The 22292-nt window shown below is 27.6% G+C and carries 16 protein-coding genes; 6 read left to right on the top strand and 10 right to left on the bottom strand.

Features of this window, described 5'->3' with window-relative positions; translation table 11 throughout:
* Positions 1 to 10 precede the first annotated feature (10 nt).
* A complete protein-coding gene (locus HNP63_RS03020; protein ID WP_048830544.1) occupies positions 11 to 2314 on the top strand; it encodes an efflux RND transporter permease subunit in 2304 nt (767 codons plus the stop codon).
* Here the strand turns inward: HNP63_RS03020 and lon are convergent.
* On the bottom strand, positions 2303 to 4723 hold the full coding sequence (gene lon, locus HNP63_RS03015; RefSeq protein ID WP_004790241.1) for an endopeptidase La: 2421 nt from the start codon (positions 4721 to 4723) through the stop codon (positions 2303 to 2305). The genes HNP63_RS03020 and lon overlap by 12 nt on opposite strands.
* A gap of 272 nt (positions 4724 to 4995) precedes the next feature.
* Here lon and recJ point away from each other — a divergent pair, with 272 nt between their 5' ends.
* The 3 genes from recJ to rpsU are packed head-to-tail and all read left to right on the top strand — an operon-like array spanning position 4996 to position 8277.
* Positions 4996 to 7116 carry a single-stranded-DNA-specific exonuclease RecJ gene (recJ, locus tag HNP63_RS03010; protein ID WP_183227177.1) on the top strand — a complete coding sequence of 707 codons (2121 nt, stop codon included), beginning with the start codon at positions 4996 to 4998 and terminating at the stop codon, positions 7114 to 7116.
* Complete coding sequence (locus HNP63_RS03005) at positions 7109 to 8053, top strand: M23 family metallopeptidase (protein ID WP_004790526.1); 945 nt, start codon at positions 7109 to 7111, stop codon at positions 8051 to 8053. Before recJ ends, HNP63_RS03005 begins: the two co-directional genes overlap by 8 nt.
* A 14-nt stretch (positions 8054 to 8067) precedes the next feature.
* The gene (gene rpsU / locus HNP63_RS03000) at positions 8068 to 8277 is read left to right on the top strand and encodes a 30S ribosomal protein S21 (protein ID WP_002656880.1); all 210 of its coding nucleotides are present in this window, start codon (positions 8068 to 8070) and stop codon (positions 8275 to 8277) included.
* A gap of 38 nt (positions 8278 to 8315) precedes the next feature.
* Here the strand turns inward: rpsU and HNP63_RS02995 are convergent, their stop codons facing one another.
* Genes HNP63_RS02995 through HNP63_RS02980 form a run of 4 tightly spaced genes read right to left on the bottom strand, consistent with a single transcriptional unit; the run spans position 8316 to position 14636 of the window.
* Positions 8316 to 10667 carry a DNA translocase FtsK gene (locus HNP63_RS02995; RefSeq protein WP_073999171.1) on the bottom strand — a complete coding sequence of 784 codons (2352 nt, stop codon included), beginning with the start codon at positions 10665 to 10667 and terminating at the stop codon, positions 8316 to 8318.
* Positions 10668 to 10670: 3 nt separating this feature from the next.
* Positions 10671 to 11465, bottom strand: coding sequence for an undecaprenyl-diphosphate phosphatase (locus tag HNP63_RS02990; RefSeq protein ID WP_004790240.1), 795 nt, complete (start codon positions 11463 to 11465; stop codon positions 10671 to 10673).
* A gap of 14 nt (positions 11466 to 11479) precedes the next feature.
* Entirely contained in the window at positions 11480 to 13633 is a 2154-nt protein-coding gene (locus HNP63_RS02985; protein WP_073999255.1) for a flagellar assembly lytic transglycosylase, read from the bottom strand.
* A complete protein-coding gene (locus tag HNP63_RS02980) occupies positions 13626 to 14636 on the bottom strand; it encodes a hypothetical protein (RefSeq protein WP_183227175.1) in 1011 nt (336 codons plus the stop codon). Before HNP63_RS02980 ends, HNP63_RS02985 begins: the two co-directional genes overlap by 8 nt.
* Before the next feature lie 199 nt (positions 14637 to 14835).
* On the opposite strand from HNP63_RS02980, the gene HNP63_RS02975 reads away from it, so the two are divergent.
* Positions 14836 to 16218, top strand: a complete 1383-nt coding sequence (locus HNP63_RS02975; RefSeq protein WP_004790352.1) for a tetratricopeptide repeat protein — start codon at positions 14836 to 14838, stop codon at positions 16216 to 16218.
* 6 nt (positions 16219 to 16224) lie between these two features.
* Here the strand turns inward: HNP63_RS02975 and HNP63_RS02970 are convergent, their stop codons facing one another.
* Complete coding sequence (locus HNP63_RS02970; RefSeq protein WP_004790451.1) at positions 16225 to 17478, bottom strand: M23 family metallopeptidase; 1254 nt, start codon at positions 17476 to 17478, stop codon at positions 16225 to 16227.
* 61 nt (positions 17479 to 17539) lie between these two features.
* Here HNP63_RS02970 and lepB point away from each other — a divergent pair, with 61 nt between their 5' ends.
* Positions 17540 to 18046, top strand: a complete 507-nt coding sequence (lepB, locus tag HNP63_RS02965; protein WP_014486358.1) for a signal peptidase I — start codon at positions 17540 to 17542, stop codon at positions 18044 to 18046.
* Between the two features lie 23 nt (positions 18047 to 18069).
* Here the strand turns inward: lepB and HNP63_RS02960 are convergent, their stop codons facing one another.
* From HNP63_RS02960 to HNP63_RS02945, 4 genes are read right to left on the bottom strand one after another with little or no spacing between them, the layout of a single operon-like run.
* Entirely contained in the window at positions 18070 to 19539 is a 1470-nt protein-coding gene (locus tag HNP63_RS02960; RefSeq protein WP_183227173.1) for an Hsp70 family protein, read from the bottom strand.
* The gene (locus HNP63_RS02955; RefSeq protein WP_004790420.1) at positions 19517 to 20038 is read right to left on the bottom strand and encodes a hypothetical protein; all 522 of its coding nucleotides are present in this window, start codon (positions 20036 to 20038) and stop codon (positions 19517 to 19519) included. The genes HNP63_RS02960 and HNP63_RS02955 overlap by 23 nt, the downstream gene beginning before the upstream one ends.
* A 19-nt stretch (positions 20039 to 20057) precedes the next feature.
* The gene (locus tag HNP63_RS02950; RefSeq protein ID WP_011600926.1) at positions 20058 to 20360 is read right to left on the bottom strand and encodes a hypothetical protein; all 303 of its coding nucleotides are present in this window, start codon (positions 20358 to 20360) and stop codon (positions 20058 to 20060) included.
* Between the two features lie 26 nt (positions 20361 to 20386).
* Positions 20387 to 22291: a FapA family protein gene (locus HNP63_RS02945; protein ID WP_183227171.1), complete on the bottom strand. Its 1905-nt coding sequence runs from the start codon at positions 22289 to 22291 to the stop codon at positions 20387 to 20389.
* Position 22292: the final 1 nt, after the last annotated feature.

Genomic DNA, 22292 nt, shown 5'->3' with positions numbered 1-22292 from the left:
GAGGCATGATATGGACTTTGAAAGTCTAACCATTAGATATAAAGGAATTATATTCACAATATTTATATTAATTACTATTTTTTTAGGATTTTTTTTAAAAAATCTTAAATTCGATGCGAACATCTTAAAACTTATCCCCAAGACCAAAGAAACTGAAAGCTTAATAGACATTGACAAAAGTAATTCACTTTTATCTACAATAGTAATATTTCAAGATAAAAAAAATATTTTCAATAAAAAAAATTTTGAAATAATAAACAGTGTAATCAATGAAATAACTAAAATTTTGAAAGTATCTCCAAATGCCGTTACAAGCATATTTTCTTATTTTCCACAATTTAAAAAAGAAAACTACACAGATAAAGACATAGAAGAAATAAAAAATAAAATAAAGTCAACTCCATTCGTAAAAAATACATTCTTAGGCAACTCAGAAAATTTAATATACTTTATAATAATCCCATCAGAAAGTGACAAAATCAACTTCAGTAGAAATTTAAAAACCGAACTTGATGCAATGGAAAAAACAATTAAAAAATATGAGACAGAAGATCTAAAGCTATATCTTACAGGAGATCTAATAGTAAGAGAAAAAATCTTAAACTACATGGTTGAAGACTTCAAGATCTTAGGACCTCTTGCTACTTTTGTTGTAATAATTTCACTTTATCTTATTATAAAAAATCTAATTGGTGCATTAATTCCTATTTTTATTGCATTATTATCATTAATTTGGACTTTTGGAATTAAAGGACTTGTACAATCTCCCATTACAGTACCAGAAACTTCAATGATTGTTTTACTTATTTCAATCGGATGCGCTAATGCTGTACACATAATAAATGGAATATTTAAATTAATAAAAAAAGAACAACTATCAACAGAATCAATAAAAACAACACTTAAAAAACTTAAAAAACCCATCCTGCTAACATCTCTTACAACTGCATTTGGATTCCTATCTCTTACAACCTCTTCAATTAATGCTTACAAAACAATGGGTATTTTCATGTCAATTGGAGTAATTATCTCAATGACAATCTCATTAACCGTTTTACCCGGAATAATAACATTAATCCCATTTACAAAAAAAAAGTCTCTTGAAAAACAAAAAGAAAATAAATCACATAAAATATTTTTCCTTGAAAGACTTGCCAAGCTAAATACACAAATAACAAAATCTATTCTAAAAAGAAAATATACATCCTCTATAATAGTCGTCATTATACTGGGAATTTCTATTGCGGGTCTTTTAAGAATCGAAATCAATTTTGATGAAAAAGATTACTTTAAAAAAAGCACCGATGTGAAAAAAACATTAAACCTAATGCAAAAAGAAATGGGGGGAATATCAATTTTCAAAATAGAAATTGAAGGCACCCCCGGAGAATTTAAAAATGCTAAAGCAATGAGAATCTTAGATTTAATTACAAATAAGCTTGATGCATTTTCTGCAAAAACTCAATCAAGCTCTATTAATGGAATTTTAAAATTTACAAATTTTAAAATTAAAAAAGAATCACCGCTAGAGTATAAACTGCCCGAAAACCAAATTATACTAAACAAACTAATAAATTTGATAGATAAAAGTGAGTGGACTAAAGACAACAAAAAAATGTATATTAATGATGATTGGTCATTAATATCTATTATAGTAAGAATTGAAGATAACTCAACCGAAGGAATAAAAAAATTTGAAAAATATGCTATTAAAACAATTAATGAACATATGAAAAATAATAAATATCATTTCTCGGGAGTATATGACAAAGTTTTAATAGCTAAAACAATGGTAAAAGAGCAAATTATAAACATTATAACAACTCTTGGATCAATAACGCTATTACTTATGTTTTTCTTTAAATCTATAAAAACCGGAATAATTATTGCAATCCCAGTGGCATGGTCAGTATTTTTGAACTTTGCTGTAATGAGATTATTTGGAATAACCTTAAACCCCGCAACAGCAACAATTGCATCTGTAAGCATGGGAGTCGGAGTAGATTATTCAATTCATTTTTTCAATACGTTTATTTTAAAATACCAAAAAAGTCAAATCTACAAAAAGGCACTTCTTGAATCAATACCCAGCGTATTTAATGGAATATTCGCAAATTCTATTTCTGTTGGAATAGGGTTTTTAACCTTAACATTTTCAACCTATCAAATAATATCCACTCTTGGAGCAATAATTGCTTTTACAATGCTAACAACATCTCTTGCATCGCTAACTCTTCTTCCATTATTAATTTATTTATTTAGACCTAGCGTCAAACTAGCATCAAATAACAATTTTAAAAAATTAAAACAATAATTTAATGACCTCGCGCATATTATCTACAAGATAAAAATTAATGCCGCTTTTAATGTTAATAGGGATCTCTTCTAAATCAACTTTATTTGCCCTAGGAACAATAATATGCTCAACCCCACTACGCTTTGCTGCAATTATTTTTTCCCTAAGACCCCCTATCATCATTACATTCCCAGTAAGAGAAAGCTCCCCTGTCATAGCCAAATGGGGCCTAACAACCTTATTAAGAGCAAGAGAGATAAAAGCACTAGCTATTGTAATTCCTGCAGAAGGTCCATCTTTTGGGGTAGCTCCTTCTGGAATATGCAAATGAATAATATTTTTTTCAAAAAAAGATTTGCTAATGTTTAAATCCCCTTTAATACTATTAACATAAGTATATGCAATATTAGCAGATTCCTTCATAACATCCCCAAGTCTACCTGTCAATTTAATTCCACCTACTTTAGACTCAGTCTTTACAGTTTCAATCATTAAAGTTGAACCTCCATAATTTGTCCAAGCAAGGCCCATTACCATCCCCGAATACATAGCATTAAGCATACTTTCCTTTCTAAAAACAGGTACACCAACATATTCTTCTAGATTGTCATTAGAAATTTGATAGGATTTAACCTCAGTATTCTCAATAAGCTTTCTAGCAACCTTTCGTACAATTTTGTTTAAATATTTTTCAAAATTTCTCACTCCATTATCTCTTGCATACTCTTGGGCAATTTGAACAAGAGCTGAACTTTGAAATTTTAAAGAATCTTTATCAACTCCGTTTTCACTTAAAACTTTAGGAATTAAATACTTTCTTGCAATCTCTATTTTTTCATTATCAACATATCCAGAAATTTCAATAACCTCCATTCTATTTAACAAAGGTCTCGGTATTGTTTCAACAGAATTAGCAGTTAAAATAAAAAATACATTCGAAATATCAAAAGGAAGGTCAAGATAATGATCTCTAAATTTAACATTCTGTTCGGGATCTAAAACTTCAAGAAGAACTGAAAAAGGATCCCCATAATTTGAAGCAGAAATTTTATCCACCTCATCAATTAAAAAAACAGGAGAATTTGTCTTAGTAATTCTTAAGCCTTGAATAATTTTGCCAGGCAAAGCACCAACATAAGTTCTTCTGTGTCCCTTAAGCTCTGATTCATCACGCATTCCACCAACAGAAAATCTAAAAAACTTAGTGCGCAAAACTTTGGCAATAGCTGCCCCAATAGAAGTTTTTCCCACACCAGGAGGTCCTACCAAAAGAATAATAGCGCCCTTTTGAGTCTTTCTTAATTTAAGAACGGAAATATATTCAATAATTCTATTCTTAACTTCTGTCATTCCATAATGAGTTTTATCTAAAATTTTCTTAGATTTTTGCAAATCTAATTTATCAAAATTAATTTTCAAATCTCGCCAAGGAAGCTCAGTAATAAGCTCAAGATAATTTCTAATAACAATATATTCAGCCGAACTTGTCTCAAGAAGTGAAAACTTTTCCAACTCTTTTTCAACTACCTCTAAAGACTCTCCTTTTAACTCCAAAGCCTTTAGCTTGGTTTTAAGCTTTTCTAAATCACTATTTTTTTTATCCCCTATGCCAAGTTCAGCTTTAATAGCTTTAAGCTGTTCTTTTAAAAAAAACTCTTTTTGTTGTTTTTCTAATCTCTCTTGAATGCCCTTAGCAATTTTATTTTGAATTTCAATTAAATTAAGCTCTTCATAAATTAGCTCTAAAACTTTTTTGAGCCTATCTTTTACACTTAAAGTTTCAAGAACTATTTGATGATCATTTTTTGAAGATGAAATAGTACTAGCAACAATATCACATAATTTCCCCTTATCTTCAATATTAACCATATTTAATTGAACTTCCGGCATTTTTCTATGTGAAAATATCTCTTTAGTTCTAAGCAAAATACTGCTGTAAACTGCCTTTGATTGAATATCATCTTTTCTAACTGGAATTTGCTTTAAATAGTCAATCTCAATTATGGGAAACTTATCATTAAGAACAACTTTAACAAATTTAATCCTATCAAAGGTTGAAACGAATATATTATAACCACCATCTGGAAGATTAATTTTTTTTATTACTTTTCCAGTAACTCCAACAGAATAAATATCTTTACTATAATCAACAATTAACTTCTGTTGAGCATTATTATTATTTTTTTCTAAAAATTTATCATTCAAAACAAACAAAGCAATGATTCCATTACCTTTCATAGCATAATCGATTGCTTTCATGTCAGAATCAGAGATTATAACAATTGGAATAAACATCCCCGGGAAAACTGGATGGGAAGGAACTGCTATTAAAGGCACTCTTGCGGGTTTATTAGAATGAGGCAAAATTCCAGCTACGGTTTTTTCTTTCTTTTTGTCTACCAATCTAGCTTTTTTAAATTCATCCATAAAATTTGAAATCTCCTAAGCTAATTATAACAAAACAAATATTTTATGGAAATTCATTTAATAATATTTTTTTTTATTATAAAATAATATAATGAGAATTTTCACAGTTAAAACTATGGTCATGAATTTAGATTATGGTGAAAATTACAATCCACTAAACCTATACCATTTAATAATAAGCACATTCACTACTGCTTAAAATTAATCTATGGTGAAGTTGGTAAAGTAGAGTCCTTGAAAAATCGATTAAAAAATAAATTCTAGAGAAGTAAATGAAAATTTGGAAACAAAAAGAAATTAATATACAAGCCCAAGAATTAAATCGCATTGTTAAGCAATATAATATCAATCCTTTTGAAGCAACTTTGCTTATAAAGCGAGAAATCAAAGAAGAAGATTTTATGTTTTTCCTTGAAGACAGCGTAAATTTATTACACAACCCGTTTTTATTAAAAAATATAGATAAATTTATAAAAAGAATTAATAAAGCAATTAAAGAGAATGAAAACATATTAATCTTTGGAGATAAAGATGCTGATGGAATCACAGCAACAATAATAATGTATGAAACTCTTAAAGATTTCGGACTTAATGTGAGTTATAAAATACCATCAAATGGAGAATTTTATGGACTTTCAAACGAATTAATCAACATGGCTTTAGAAAAAAAAATCTCTTTAATAATAACTGTTGATAATGGCATCTCTAGTATTGAAGAAATAAATTACGCAAATTCAAAAGGAATAGAAATAATAATCACAGACCACCATCTTCCAAGCGAAGATTTTAAAACTGAAAGCATAGTTATAAATCCTCATCTAAAAGATGACAAATATCCATTCAAAGAAATAGCAGGATGTTGTGTAAGTTTTAAAACTTGTCTTGCTCTTAGCATGTCCTTTACAGATCTTTACTCTAAAAACCTTGTATTTTTATTTTTAGAAAAAACAAAAAATGAAATTATTCTTCATGCAATAGAAATAAACAACTATATTTTAAAACAATATCTAAGATTAGATTATAAGAATGATCCTTTAATTAATTTAAACAAACTAGAAAAATTTGTACAAAATAAATACATAATAATCTTTAACAAAGAAGATCAAGATCAATTATTAAATAAACACTTCACAAGAAACATAAATACAATTGATATTAGTGAAAATTTTATAAAAAAATACCCAAATTTTAGAAAAAAAACATTAAAAGACTTAATCCAAGCAACTAAATATTTTAAATATAAAGAAGTTGAGATTAAAGAAAAGCTTTACTACATATTTTACAACATAATTTTTGAAACTAACAAAAATTTATTCCAAAAATGTCTAAAAAGACTTGGTTTTGTTGCAATAGGAACAATAGCAGACAATATGCCCATTATTAATGAAAACAGAATAATCCTAAAAATAGGGCTTAAAGAAATTGCACTAAGAGAAAGAATGTCTATAAATTACCTATTAAAAGATGCAGGCATATTAACAAAACCAAATATAACTTCAATAGATATCGCATATAAAATTGCACCAATACTAAACTCAACAGGAAGGCTTGAAAAAGCAGATATTGCAATAAATTTTTTACTAACTAACGACATTAATCAAATAGAAAATAAATTTAAAGAAATAAAAGAAATCAACGAACTGAGAAAATATAAAGAAGAAAAAGCTTGGAATTCGCATAATAAAAATACTATTTTTAAAAATGATAAATTTATAGTTTGTTATGATAAAAACACCCCAAAAGGAATAAGTTCTAGAATTGCAACTAGACTTTCTGTTTACTACCAAAAAGTTGCTATTTTTTTAACAAAGCAAGGTAATATTATTAAAGGATCAATTAGATCAAATAATAAAATCAATTCAAAAACACTAATATCGATAATACCTTCTCATTTGGTAATAAATTCGGGGGGACATAAAGCTGCTGCTGGATTTACACTGCATGAAAATTTGCTCGAAGACTTTATTAAAGAATTAGAATATGCAACTACAAAAGTTGACTATGAAACTACTAATGAAAACGAATCAATATTAATAGATGCTATTATTCCAAAAGATTTAACAAAAGATTCTCTTTTTAAAACAATAGAAATATTTGAGCCTTATGGCTATGAATTTAAAGAGCCAATATTAATGATGGAAAATGTTTACCTTCAAGAACTCAAAATAATTGACAAAAATCATAGCTCAAAACACATAAATATGCGCATTAAATCACAAAACGATTACTATAAAGCTATTTTTTTTAACGGAACAAAAAAAATAGAAGAATTAAATATAAAAGAAGATCAATATTTAGATATCATTTTTACAGTTAATGAAGATTTTTACTGCCCGAGAGATAAAATTTTAAAAATTATCGACATAAAAAAGAGTGCTCAAACCAATGTATAAAATACAAAAAACCCTACTTATATTGTGTATTCTAGGAATAGAAAATATAAATTCAGAAATAATAAATACTATTCCTAAAGTCCTTTATAAAAAAGAGGCATTTCAAGGGGATTACATATACTTTGCAAGTAATAAAAACTTTAAAAGGTTATCGCTTTTAAGCATAAATAAAAATCCAATCATAAGTTCTTCTCCTTTCAAATTTACAGTGGGAAGTAAAACTTACTACATAGCATTTATAGGAATTACCCCAATGATAAAAGAGGGAAAAAGAAAAATTCAAATAGAATACAAAAATAAAAGTTATATCAAAGAAATAGAAATAAAAAAATTTAACTTCAAAAAAACAAAAATTAGTTTTAATAAAGAAAAAGCCAAACTTATTACCCAAAAAAAATCTATAAAACAAAAAGAACAGGCTTTGGTTTTATGGAACATTATTGGCAATATTGGAGACACAACAATATACCACTACGATACTTTAGTTAAACCGATAAAAGATCAATACATTATAACAAGCCAATACGGAGATTTAAGGCTTTACATGCAAGGTAGCAAAAAAATTTCAAATTATACAATGCACAATGGAATTGATTATGCTCCATTTAAAAGAGAAAAGACTCCAATTTTTGCTGCTGGCAAAGGAAAAGTTGTATTTGCACAAAATAGAGAGCTAACAGGCAATACCCTTATAATACAACATTTGCCAGGCATATTTACAATTTACCTTCACCTCTCAAAATTAGGAACAAGTGAAAATAAAGTAGTTAATGCTGGCGAATATATTGGACACACCGGAAATACAGGCCTCTCAACAGGCCCCCATTTACACTTCGAAGCAAGAATTAATGGTATAGCAATAAACCCAGATTTCCTTTTAAATGGCATGCTTATTGACAAAAATAAAATAATAAATAATATTAAAAGAATAGAGTAAAAGGAGGTGATTTTTTGGTAACAGTCACTGTGGATAAAAATGAAAATCTTGAAAAAGCATTAAAACGTTTTAAAAGAATGATTGAAAAAGAAGCAATTATTCGCGAATGGAAGAGAAGAGAATACTATGAAAAGCCATCCACAATCCGCGTGAAAAAGGAAAAAGCTTTTAAACGAAAACAAGCAAAAAAAGTTAGAAAACTCAAACAAAAAACTAATAGATAATAGATAGCAAGAGATGTTCAAATGGATGTCTCTTTATTTTAAATTAATACCTCTCTTGGCTTTGATCCATTAACAGGGCCTACATACCCCATATCTTCCATAATTTCAATAATTCGAGCTGCTCTATTGTAACCTATCTTTAACCTTCTTTGCAGATAAGATGCTGATGCTTTTCTTGTAGCTTTAACAATCTCCAGAGCCTCATCAAACATTGGCTCATCAGAAGGCCCGAGAGCAACTAAATCTGGTTCTTTTACATTATCAATAAATATTTCATCATCAATATAATTTGGTTCTCCAAATTTTTTAACCTCTTCAACAAGTTTATAAACTTCTCTTTCCTTTAAAAATCCTCCCTGAATTCTTTGAGGGAAAGGATTTAAAGAACTAATATAAAGCATATCCCCTTTTCCTAAAAGCTTTTCAGCACCAGAAGATCCAAGAATTATTCTCGAATCCATAGAGCTGGCTACCATAAAAGAAATCCTTGAAGGAAAATTGGCTTTTATTACTCCTGTAATAACGTCAACTGAAGGTCTTTGAGTCGCAAGAACCAAATGAATCCCCACAGCTCTAGCCATTGCAGCAAGTCTAGAAATTAAATTTTCCAAATCTTTTCTTGCAGAAAGAATAAGATCTGCAAATTCATCAATAATTATTACAAGATATGGTAAAATCATTAGATTCAAATTCTCATCTTTTATTTTTTTATTATAAGAAGAAATATCTCTTACCAGTAAATTATCAAGAAGCACGTACCTTCTCTCCATTTCATCAAGACACCATCTAAGAGCTTCTAAGGCTCTCTTTACATCTGTAATAACTGGAGTTAATAAATGAGGAATATCATTAAAAAGTTTAAGCTCAACTATTTTGGGGTCTATCATAATTAATTTCACTTCATCTGGAGATTTTGAAAAAATAATTGAAGCAATTAAAGAATTCACACAAACCGATTTACCCGCCCCAGTTGCACCAGCTATTAATAGATGTGGAGAATTTACAAGGTCAAAAACAATATTTTCCCCACTAATCTCCTTTCCAAGAGCAAAAGGAATTCTAAAATCACCTTTGAATTCCTTGCTATCTATTATCTCTGAAATTAAAATAAACTCACGTTTTTTATTAGGAATTTCAATTCCTACAGCTTCTCTGCCAGGAATTGGAGCAATAATCCTCACCCTAATAGCTGCAAGCCTTAAAGCAATATTATCAGAAATGGAAGTAATCTTAGAAAGCTTAATTCCCTTATCCGGACGAACAGCATACATTGTCACAACAGGCCCTTTAATAATATCAATTAATTTAGCATTAATATTAAACTCTTTTAATGTCTCCTGGAGAATAATTGATTGCTTTTGAATTTCTTTCTCATATTCAACATCCTCTACATCATTTTTAACCTCTTTCTGGTCAAAAACTGAAATATTAATACTGTAAGAATCACTTTTTTTATTCAAAAATACATTTTCGTTATAAACATTAGAAATAGCAACTTGACTAATTATACCTTTAGTCCTTATCTCACCTGCCTTAACCTTTCCACTAATAATTAGCTTATTATCTTCAAGATTGTCCAAATATTTATACTCACAAGACTCATCAATTTCATCTGTATTTAAAACACTATCATTTGGGGTCTCCTTATTTGAGGAGCTTTCTTCTCTAGAACTTGAGTCTTCAAAAACAGTTTTAGCTAAATTAACATTGGAAGGTTTTTTATTGTTTCTTATAAAAGCACTAAATGACCATAAGGCTTGATATTCTTCATCATTAATAATATTCTTTTTCTCATCAAAAACTTGAGAATCTTTTACGTCCTCTACAGAATCTCCATAAACTTTAATATCTTTTTTTACATCTAATGAATTTGAAAAGGGAAAATAACTTAATATATTTTCAAACAAAATTTTAATCTTAAACGCTAAAAATTTAAAAGCATCTAAAATGAAATTAACATCTTTGAAAAAGACATAATTCAAGTAAATCCAAACAACAAATTCTAAAATTAAAAGAATAAAAATAAAAAAATTCCCCAATATTATACCAAAATTAATAAGAAATACATTAATAAGATAGGATTTTTCAACATTAGAATTAATTTTTATTAAAAATATTAAAGTAAAAAACAATATTACGGTATAATTCCAATTAAATATAAATCGTTTAGTAAATATATGTTTTTTATAAGCGTACCAATTAACAAGTGGATAAATTATTAAATAAAATGACAAGAATGAAAAAACATTAAGCAATATTTGTCCTATTAGATTGAAAACAAAAAATATAAATATATTGCTCAAAGGGGTCAATGCTACAAAAAGAGAAAAAGAAATAACCGAAAGCATAAAAAAAAACAAAAATTGAAAATATTGATAAAAATCTTTCATATTCTAAACAAAATAACAAACTGTAATTGAAAGTGCAAATAAATATATTGAAAAATAATATAGTTTTTTGTTATTAAGCATTTTAAAAAATAAATTTATTGAGAAAATACCAACAACAAAAGCAACCAACGCTCCTAAGTTTATTTCAAAAAAATTTAAAACCATAAAAATATCATAAAATTCTTTATGTTTTAATAAAATTGCTCCAAAAACTATTGGAATTAAAGACAAAAATGAAATTTCAAATGCACTTTTTCTATTAAATCCAAGAACCGTAGCAGAAAAAATTGTAATTCCGGAACGAGAAATTCCTGGAAACGCGCCTAAACCTTGCATAAGCCCCATAAAAATTCCTACCAACAAAATGTTATCTTTAAAATCAATTTTAAAAAATTTAAATTCTAGCATCAATATTAAAATCCCTGTTATAATAAAATTAATTAAAATAAAAGGTAATGTAAACATTCTCTCGTATTTTGAAATAAAAGTTCCAACAACCCCGGTCACAATAGTTATTATTAATATAAGTGATATTAATTTTAAATTCGTTAAATCAGATTTATTAGTTTTTCTTAAAGAAAATCTAATAAAAGTTGAAAAAAGTTCTGAAATCCTTTGGCGATAGTAAATAATAATCACTAAAACTGTTGCAAAATGTAAATAAATATCAAATATTATTGGAAGCTTTAAATGTATAAAATGTCTAAAAAGCAATAAGTGCCCCGAACTAGATACCGGTAAAAACTCTGTAATACCTTGAACAATACCCAAAATAATTGCATTTAAAATATTTATCATTAAATGCTCCAATACTAATTTTTGGGAAATTCGCCCATAATTTTAACTATTACCGAATCTATTCCCTTTTTTTCATACAAAGCGTCATAAAATACCGAATAAACTAATATTTTTTTAATATAATTTCTAGTCTGACTAAAAGGAATTGCCTCAATAAAAAGCTCTTTTGACAAATGTCCATAACTTTTTTCCCACTTCCTAACATTACCAATACCCCCATTGTAAGATGCAAGAGCCTTATAAAGGCTGCCAGTTGTAGATATTCTTTTTTTCAAATAATATGTCCCAATTATTATATTATCTTTTGGGGTCTTTAAATTATAATCAAAATACTTAAGTTCTTTAGAAATATCATTTGCTGTTGACGGCATAACCTGCATAAGTCCAACAGCACCTGGTCTTGAAACAGCATTTTTCTCAAAGCTGCTCTCAGCTTTTATTAAAGAAAATACAATACTAGTTTCAAGTCCACGCCTTTTAGCCCAATATTCTATCAAAGATCCATACAAATAAGGATAAAGCCTTTTATAGTCATCCACCATTAAAGCAGATTCATCTTGATTTACAAGATAATTAATCACAAGAGTTGCATCGTAATAATTTTCACTCTTTAAAAGTTCATCGTATACTTTTCGATAAAAATCGAGCGAAAATTTATATCCATTCCTAAAATCTTCAGAAATAAACTCTCTAACATAATGACAAAGATTAAATTTTAAAAACCCTTCCAAAAAAATCTCATAATCGGATTGTTCATATTTAACATCAAGCTCACGTGTAAAAAATTCATCAATATTTTGATCTAATAAATACCTGCTCATAAATGAAGAATAAGACCATTTATCATAATTAACAGCAGCATTTAAAAGACTCTTATATTCTCCGCTTACATTAGGTTTAATTAATTTGTGGTATATAAGCCTTGCATTAATAAAGGCAAGCTTAGACAAAATAGAATTAGAAATAACTTTTTGAGCATTAGAATAAAGCTTATAAAGGTTATTATAGTCTTCAAGCTGAATTGATTCTAAAATATATTCTTCTAAAATCTTAATAAAAGTAGAATTTTTTTTATCGCTCTCAGTATAAAATTTGGCTACGCTTTCGGCAAAATAATCTCTTGCACTTTTAGTAAAAATTAAATTACTAAAAGCTGTATTAAGCAAATCAATCCTATTAGTTTCATTATTAAGGTTCAAACCTTCAAGATACTCTTTTAAAATAAGAAGACCTAAATTATTTTTCCCCCTAAGATTTAGAATGCCTAAATAATAATTCTTATATTTGCTCCTTATTTTACTAAAAAATCTTAAAGCATTTGAAATTTTGCCAGAACTAATAAAAGCCTTATAAACATCGCTTAATACAATATTATTGTCGTAATAGTCATTTAAACCGTTTTTATTTAATATATTTATTGCACTATTAAAATTGCCATTCGCCACCTCATACTTAAACCTAACAAGATTTAAAAAATTTACACCAAAGTATTTAGACTTATTTTCAATAATAAAGTAATCATAAGCTCTTACATGTAAATAATTTGCAGGCAAATTCTCAAAAAGTTCATTAAAATAAATTTTTGACTCACTTACATTAGAAAGATTAAGATAAAGAGCTGCTTTTAACAAAATATTTTCATTTTCCTGATAATCAGAAAATTTCATCTTATCAAGCTTATTTAAAAGACTAAGTGCCTTATCGTTTTTCTTTTGCCAATAAAGACTTTTAAAGTATCCAAGAATAATGAATTTATTATTCTCGTATTTTTTATAAAGCCTCTCCCCAATCAATTCAGACTCAGAATAGTCTTTTATTGAGTTAAAATATTCAATAAGTTTAATTCCAGCAAACTGAGATGAAATATTATCCCCATTAGCTATAGCCTTTTTCATATACTCTACAAATTTCTCTTCAAAGCCTACTTTTTTAAACAAATACGCAACATATATATAAGAATTTGGATCTATATTGAAATGCTTATCAAAATTTTTTTTTGAATAATCAAAATTCCATAACCAATTTAAATTATTTAAATCAAACTCTCTTGAATGCACCTTAATAAAATCACTGCCTGAAATTTCTTTTTTCACAAAGCAAGAGAATAAACTTAAAAATAAAAAAAGAAAAAGAAAATTTTGCAATACACAAGAATTTCTATTAAACATATTGATCTTTTTCATATATATCAATTCTCTTTTTGCCACATTCAAAGTAATGTGAGACAAAATCTCTAGGTTTTAAAATTTTTGAAAAAACTAAAAATAAAGAAAAAAATATTAAAAGAAAAAGAGAAATAAGACTTAAATACAGCATAGGAGAATGGACTACTCCATCACTTGAATTTAATTTAAAATTGTTTCTCACCGCATCATTTTCAAAATCTTCTCTAAGATCTAGTTCAACATCTTCATCTAAAGTATCTATTAAATCTTTGTCGATATCTGCAATAATGTCTTCAACGCTTAAATCATGTAAATCTTCTTGTCCTGAAGAAAATTCTTCTAATTTTTGAGAGTCAAAATTATTAAGATTTAAAGACTCCTCATCAATATGATCAACTTTTTTACTTTCTAAATTAAACTCTTTAGGATCAACATAGCTATAGTCATTATTATCAAAACCTTCAAAATCTGAATCATTTAACTCAATTTTTTGATCTTCTTCGATTTTTAAATCTAAAGAATTAATAGTAGGCACGCTTAAATCAGGAACATCTTTTTTGACAAAATCATCTTTTTCTTCAAAATTTAAATCAAATTCAGAACCTAAATTTTCAACAGACAAATCATTGCCAATGCCACCTTTAAAATCATTTAAAAGGCTGCCCTTATTAGATCCTTTAAAAGTTTGATTAAAATCTACAAGGCTTAAATCAAACTTAGCTTTATCTTGAATTCCATCAGATTCACTATAAACATAAAGTATCTCATCCATAACCTTAAAATAAACATTGACACTTAAGCTTTCCTTTTTTAAATTATCTAAGAAAAAAGAACCAACTAAAAAAGAATCTGAAAAATCTTCATATTCACTAACATAAAAATTCAACCTAATACTAGTATCACCTGCAATCTTGCCTAATATTACTCTTTTAACAGAACTATCATCTAAATTTAAAACCGAATAGTACTCATTATTAGATAATTTTATCGCTAAAAACCCTTTCAAAAATTATAACCTCTTTGCTTTATTTTATTGAAACCAAACTTATATACTAATTATAGTTATTATTATTATAACTATAATATAATATAAATAATGTGATGTTCAACTTACAAATTACTTTTATTTTAAGTAAATAACTTTTATTAAAAGTAAATATGATGATGCAAATTAATGGGATATTTTTAATTTAGGAGCAATACGAGTGTTATCGCTATTTATAGTAATCTCTTCATTGACAGTATTTATTTTAGTATTTTTATTTTTTAAAATAGCATTAAAACTTACAATAGACAAAACTAAAGGAAAAATCAAAAAAGATGACGAGAGAACACGAAAATTAATCGAAAGAGCAATTTCTCTATTAAAAACAAATCCAAACGAAATAGGTGCCCTTGAAATTTTAAATAATTACTACTACAAAAATGAAGACTATGAGAATGGTATAAAATATGCAAAAAAATTATGTCAATTAATAGAAGACAACCCAATAAGCCAAGAAATAAACTCATTTAAAGCTTTTTTAAGCTATGGATTTTATAATCTTAAAAGAAATTTTAACAGAGAAGCCTTAGAATTTTTAAAAAAAGCTTACCTGATAAAAAAAACAGATGAGGATGCAAATTATTATCTTGGTATAGCATTCTTAAAAAACGAAATGTATAAAGAAGCTCTATACTATCTTACAAAAGTCTACAAGTTTAATAAAAATAATAAGGACATCCTAAAACACATAGGAATAACTTTATTTAATCTAGAAAGCTACAGAAAAGCTGCTGGAATATTTAATAATATAAAAAAACACATACAAGGCGATATTGATGCGCTTTTAGCATATGCTAAGTCTTTGTCAAAAATGAATCAAGATCATCTAGCACTAGAGATTGCCAACAAAATAAAACAAAAAGACGGAATGATTTATGAGGCTTTATTAATTACAACTGAGATTTATTCAAAAAATAAAGAATTAGAAAAATTAGAACAAAATATTAAAGAAATAATAAAAGTAAAACCTGACTTGCCTAAAAAAATTTTCCTTGAATTATTTTATAATCTTGGAGAACTCCAAATCTCTGTTGAAAATTATCAAAAAGCTACAGAAGCTTTTACTAAAGTTGAAGATATTGATCCAAATTACAAAAAAATTAAAGAAAAATTAGAATTTAGCAAAAGATTAAACGAAAATATAGCACTAAGAATATATTTGCGCAGTTCAAAAGAAAATTTTGTAAAAATAGCAAATGAAATCATTTTAAAACTATATTTAAATAAATTTCAAGTAAGAGATTCTAAAATAAACGAAATAACATCACAATTTATTGATATGAACTTTCACTTAGCTAACAATCAATGGGAAGAAAATTTAATAGTACGCTTTGTAAGAACTGAACAAGATACTTTTGGTGAATTATTCTTAAAAGATTTCATTTCAAAAATAAAAGAAAATAAAATAAAAGGGCTCTGTATTGCTCCATCAAAATTCTCTTTAAAGGCTAAACAAATGATTGAAGGAAGGCTTATTGATCTAGTAGAAGGCAAAAAACTAACTCAAATACTTAAAAAAATTAACATATCCAAATACACATGAAAAACACTATCTTAAATATTTCATAGGATTTTCGGTTTTGCCATTCTTAAAAATAGTAAAATGTAAATGATTGCCTGTACTATACCCAGTACTTCCCATATAGCCTATTATCGCTCCCCTTGAAACTTTTTTTCCAACTTTAACAGCAAAAGAATTTAAATGGGCATATAAAGTTTGAAATCCATTACTATGAGAAATAACAATATATTTCCCATACCCTCCCGCATTAAATCCCACAGTTACAACAATGCCCTCTCTTGCAGCTTTAATAGGGGTATTGGCTAAATTTGCAATATCTATTCCATTATGAAAGCTAATAACTCTTGTAAACGGATCTGGTCGATAACCATATCCTGAAGTAATAACGCCTTGTACAGGATAAATAAAAGTCTCTCCTAATACCTCTTTTAAAAAATCTTTAGGCAATCTTCCTCCCGGAATAAACAATTTTTGCCCTAAAAATAAAACTTCATTATCAAGATTATTAGAATCTAAAATATCCACCTTGGGAATATTATAGGCACTAGCTATAGATGAAATAGAGTCATTTTTTTTAACAACATAAACAATTCCTTTCATATTGGGAACTTTAATAACTGAATTTGGCTTAATATTTCTTACATCTTTAATTTCATTAAAGGAAATTAAAGTTTCACTAGTTATCTGATATCTAGCTGCAACATGAGAAAGCGTTTCTCCAGGCTTAATTTTATGATCAAATACCTTTAATACAAAATTTTTTTTAAATTCAGGAACATTCGTAGAAACATTAGATTCAAGCAAATAACTACTAATTTGCGCTACATCTTGGTCGCTATAATATAAAAATGTATCAATAAAATAATCTTTGGGCAAAGTGAGCTTATTTAAAAAAATATAAGAACCGTAGTAAGAAAAAATATTGATATGAAATATCAATATAAAAATAAAGATTATTGCATTAAGCTTAAAAACAAACTTATAATCGAATTTTACGCTAAAAATGTTGAAAAATTTCTCTCTCAAGCTCTTATAATAATATTTATATTCATAATGATTAATATTTTGTATTTTAAAATTATAGAAAAATAAAGAAACTTTTTTAAAAAAAAAATCAATTTTTTTAAAAAAGTTTCTAAACTTAAAAACTTTTTTTCTTCTTTTGCTAGCATTCCTAATATTAGCAAAATCTTTTAATTCAAAATTAACATTCTTTTTGTTATTGAATAAAAAATTTTTTTTACGTTTTTCTACCCTTTGTTTTTTTTTTGGTATAATCATAACATGCTTTTTCATTATACAATAGAAAATTGCATTTTAATGAAAGCATCGCTTAAAAGTTATGAGAATATTTAAAGCCCACAAATATGAACTAGCATCAATTTTAGCCGCTTCCTTATTTTTAATAATCTTAATAAAGTTGTTCTTATCATTTTACATAGTAAAAGGCGAATCAATGACCCCAACAATATTTGAAAAAAATTGGATTGTAAACCACAAATTTGCATATGGACTTAGGCTTAAAAAACAACAAAAATATCTTTTATTATGGAAAAATCCCAAAAAAAATGAAATAGTACTTATTAAAGATCCTATAACAAACAAAATTGCCATTAAAAAAATCTTTGCAATTCCAGGAGAGACATTTAAGCAAATAGAAAAAAATAAAATATGCATACATGGCTTAAACTTCAAAATAGATGAAAATATTTTAACAAAAAATACTAAAGAAATTCCTAATAATCACTATTTAGTCATAGGAGAAAATAAACAAATCTCATTAGACTCAAGAGATTACGGATTCATAAAAATTGATAATATATTGGGAAAAATAATTTATTACTTTTAAAGAAGTCTTATTCCTTTAAGCCTTTAATCAATAATACTTGTAAAGGTGTTTGAAAGACTTTCTTTTGCCACATTGTCAGATGAACTTGTAATTTTTATTTCAATAAAATTAGAAGAATTTGTCTCCAAATCTTTAGCATTAACACTTAAAATTCCACTTTCATTTAAAGTAAAAAGCACCTCTATTTTAGGAATTCCTTTTAAAGCTTTTTGAATATTACCAAAGGAAAACCTACCTATAGAATAATTTAAAGAAGCTTTTTTATATTCACCTTGGAGTATATGAATCTCAATTTCATCTTGATAATCATTGGTAGTCGTAAATAGTTTGCTTCTAGAAATTGGCAAAGCAGTATTTCTCTCTATTAAAGTAAAAAATTCATTATCTCTTATCTCAATGCCAAGAGAATAAGGAGTCACATCTTTAAACTTAATAACAGAGTCATTTCTAGAAAGACTAAAAGCATGAATACCTGCGCCAATAGCTACAACTTCATCTTGGTTTAAAGCATCTAAAATTGAAACAGAAGGAAAGGCTTCCTTTAAAACTTTTTCAATCAAAGGAATTCTTGTTGAACCACCAGAAAGTATAATTTTAGAAACACTATTAATATCAACTCCAGAATCAGCAATACATTCCATAGATAAGTGAATAGTTTTGTCAACATATTCACTTATCATTAAATTAAATTCATTCCTTTTAAGTCTATAATTTAAATGCTTACCATCAAGAAAAAGTAAAGTGATGTCAACCTCTTCCATGACAGATAAATTTTTTTTACCCTCTTCAATCCGTTCTCTTAACTGCTCAAGAAGAAAAATATCTTCTAAATTAAAATCGGGATATTCATTTTTAAAACTATCTAAAACATGTTTTTCGATAATTTTATTAAAATCATTACCTCCAAGTCGGCTTTGTCCTTTAACCGAAAGAACAGTATAAGTGTCGCCTTGCTTTTCCATAAGAGTTACATCAAAAGTTCCACCCCCAAGATCATAAATAAGAAAAATTCCATCAACTTGTCTTTCAAAAGCATAAGCAATAGCAGCTGCGGTTGGTTCATTAAGTATAGCCTTACAATTCAAACCAGCAAAATTTGCAGCTTCAACAACACCTCTCCTTTGAATTTCAGAAAAATATGCAGGAACTGTTATTACAGCATTTTCAATCTCTTCATCTAAAAATTTTTCAGCATTCCTTTTGACACTAGAGAGCAAATGTGCTGAAATATATTCTGCCCTATAAAATTCACCATCTACCTTATAAAAGGTATTAGAGCCTATATTGGTCTTAAAATCATAAAATGTTTTTTGGGGATTAACTAATATTTGATTTTTGGCGGCACTTCCAACAAGAATATCCTTATCTGAGAAAGAAACAATAGAAGGGGTCATTCGCTCACCCCTTTCATTTAATATTATCTTAGAACTAACATCAAAATACGATGCTACGGTATTTGTAGTTCCAAGATCAATACCTATCCATTTTTTCATGAATACCTCCCCTATGTATTGAAACAATTAACTCAACCTCACCTAGATCTAACTTAAACTTTTTAGCAATAGCTTCAAAAGACATGCCTTGTTCATGGAGTAAAATAATCTGATTGCGAACATTATAACTTTCTTTTATTATATTTTTTTCAATAGTAGGCATAGAATAATCCAAATTGCTTTTATAAATTCCATCACTCTTAGATCCAAAATTAGAAGAACTATTCCCAGGAATAGTACTGCCATTAAATCCCAACAATCTCTGATCAAGAATTTCAATTCTCTCATCAACCTCTTTAATGATTCTATTTAAACTTTCAATTTTTATTTCAATAATATTTATATTTCTATCCGTAGCCTGATTAATTTCAATAATTGTTTTATCTACCTCACTCTTAAACTTTTTAAGTATGCTATTAGATTTTATTTTCAAATTAACATACACATGAAAATATATAAAAATAAATATAATTAAAATAAGATAAAAAACAATAAACATACAAAAGACCTAAAACATTTTATCTCTTAATATTAACATTTTTACCAATTTTAGGATCTTCAAATTTACCAGAATACAAACTAAGCATTACCTTCTCTTCATTCTTATTTTTTTTAACTGGAAATGAAAGCAATAAATTATCTTCAACTTTACTAACTGCACATACATTAGCAACCTCAGAATCAGTATGAGAATCTCTTAAAAATCTAAATCTAGCATTTTGATTAATTTTTAATCTTTTATGCTTTTCTTCTTCGCTTAAAAACTGCCTAGCCTTATAAGACCCAACAACAGACATTTTAAAAACTTCAAATGTATCCATATCTTAATCCTTATATCAAAAATCATTCACCCAGATTTAAAAGGAATATAGGTCATAACTTTAATATAATTATCATCCTCTACAAAAGTAACATTGCTGTAATCTTTTGAAAGCTCATAAAAAGCATTTTTGATATAAAGCTTAACACCTGAGCAAGCTATATTTTCAACAGAAACTTTCCCCTCTATCTTAGTACTTTCAAGTTCATTTTGCAAATCAATTCGCTTAGCCTCTATCATTTTTATTTCCATTCTAAGAATTTTACTCTCATTCACAAATTCATTATAACTGTCAATCTTTAAGGATTTTTCTGCCTTATCTGTAATGAGTACAATATTCTTTTTTAAAGCAACAATATCTTTAGTTAAAACTTCTAATCGCTTTTCAATCTTTTCAAGATGATTGGTAAACCTAGTTAGCAAATCTTTAATTTCAGGATCATAGCCAACATCAATGCAAGTTTCACAACTTCTATCAGAGCCTATAGAATAAGCTCTAACCTCTTCTTTAGCATAAACATTAGAACCAACTATTTTTGATTTTTTGCCGATGCAAAGAACTCTCTTTTTAGAAGAAACTGAAGAATTCACAATGCCTCTTAAAACTTCAACTTCCCCACCACAATTTAAAGTAACATTTTCTAAAAACTTAGCTCTAATATTACCCCGTGCATAAATCTTAGAATCACCCTTACCATTCACACCACTATGAAAAATAATAGACCCATCCGTTTTTAAATTACACCGACCCACCAATCCCATCACTTCTATTCCACTTTTGGCCATAATATTGTATCCATCTAAAACACTGCCTTGAACAATAACCATTCCGTTATTTACTATATCTCCAGTAGCAGGTCCAACATCACCTTTGACTAAATAAATATTATAGACAGATATTACACCATCTGAAACAGACATATACCCATTACATTTTGCACGAATTTTATAACCATCTCTAAAAGTATTTTCCCCCAAAACAAAATTAATATCCTGCCCACTCTCTGATTTTAACACTTTGCCAAAAACGGTATAACCATCTACCCCTTTACCAAAAGGAATAATTCTAGCCAACTCTTCACCTTCAACAACATTTCTAAATCCTATGCTTGAAACCTCATACTCACCAAGCCTATTATTTTCATCAACAATAAAATCAATGTAAGAATCCTGACCCTTTACTGGCTCTAGTCCCTTTGCAAGTTCAATAGGCTCACCATAAACAGGATAATCCACAAATTTTGCTACTTTGTCCTTAAGTATTGCAATATCTATTACCCCATATTTTCTAAGAATATTAAAAATATCTTGTGAAAAAATTTCAGCTCCATTAATTCCAGGCGCAGTGAATTCAATGGTAACTGACATCGAATTTTCTGATATTTGAACCATCATTGTAACATTTTCAGAAGGGTCAGCCCCAAAATCAGCAATTTTTTCATAATATCCACTAGCATTCTCAACTATGCCTTTCACAATATCTTTGTCGAACTTTTCAATATTGCTATGTAATTCTAATTTGGAAAGAACATCTTGATACTTAATAGACATTCCTTGCCCCTTTGATGAGATAACTTTTAGGAATACACCTTTAGAAGATTTTCTGATAAAAAATTCACCATCCAATGAGATAATTTTTTCTTCTCCTGAATCATTTTTTGAATCAAGAGACACTTTTGGCTTGCTAGAAGAATTCCTGTAGGCAACTATTTTCCATTTTTTTCTTCCATATCCCAATATACCATTGCTACCTTTTAACAAAATCTCATAGTCTAATTCTTTATAAGGCACTGAAAGTTCTAAAGAAGCATCATTTAAAGCTTCTTCAAGAGTATCTGCCTCTATTTCCATCAAATCAACACAACTTTCTTTTTCTAAGTAAGCTCGCATTTTATCACAAAGTTCAGAAAAATTTATAGCCCTATCATCCATA

The sequence above is a fragment of the Borreliella afzelii genome, from assembly GCF_014202295.1.
GTDB lineage: Bacteria > Spirochaetota > Spirochaetia > Borreliales > Borreliaceae > Borreliella > Borreliella afzelii.
Note: the sequence above shows the minus strand (reverse complement) of the source record. Positions and strands in the feature narration are given on the sequence as shown.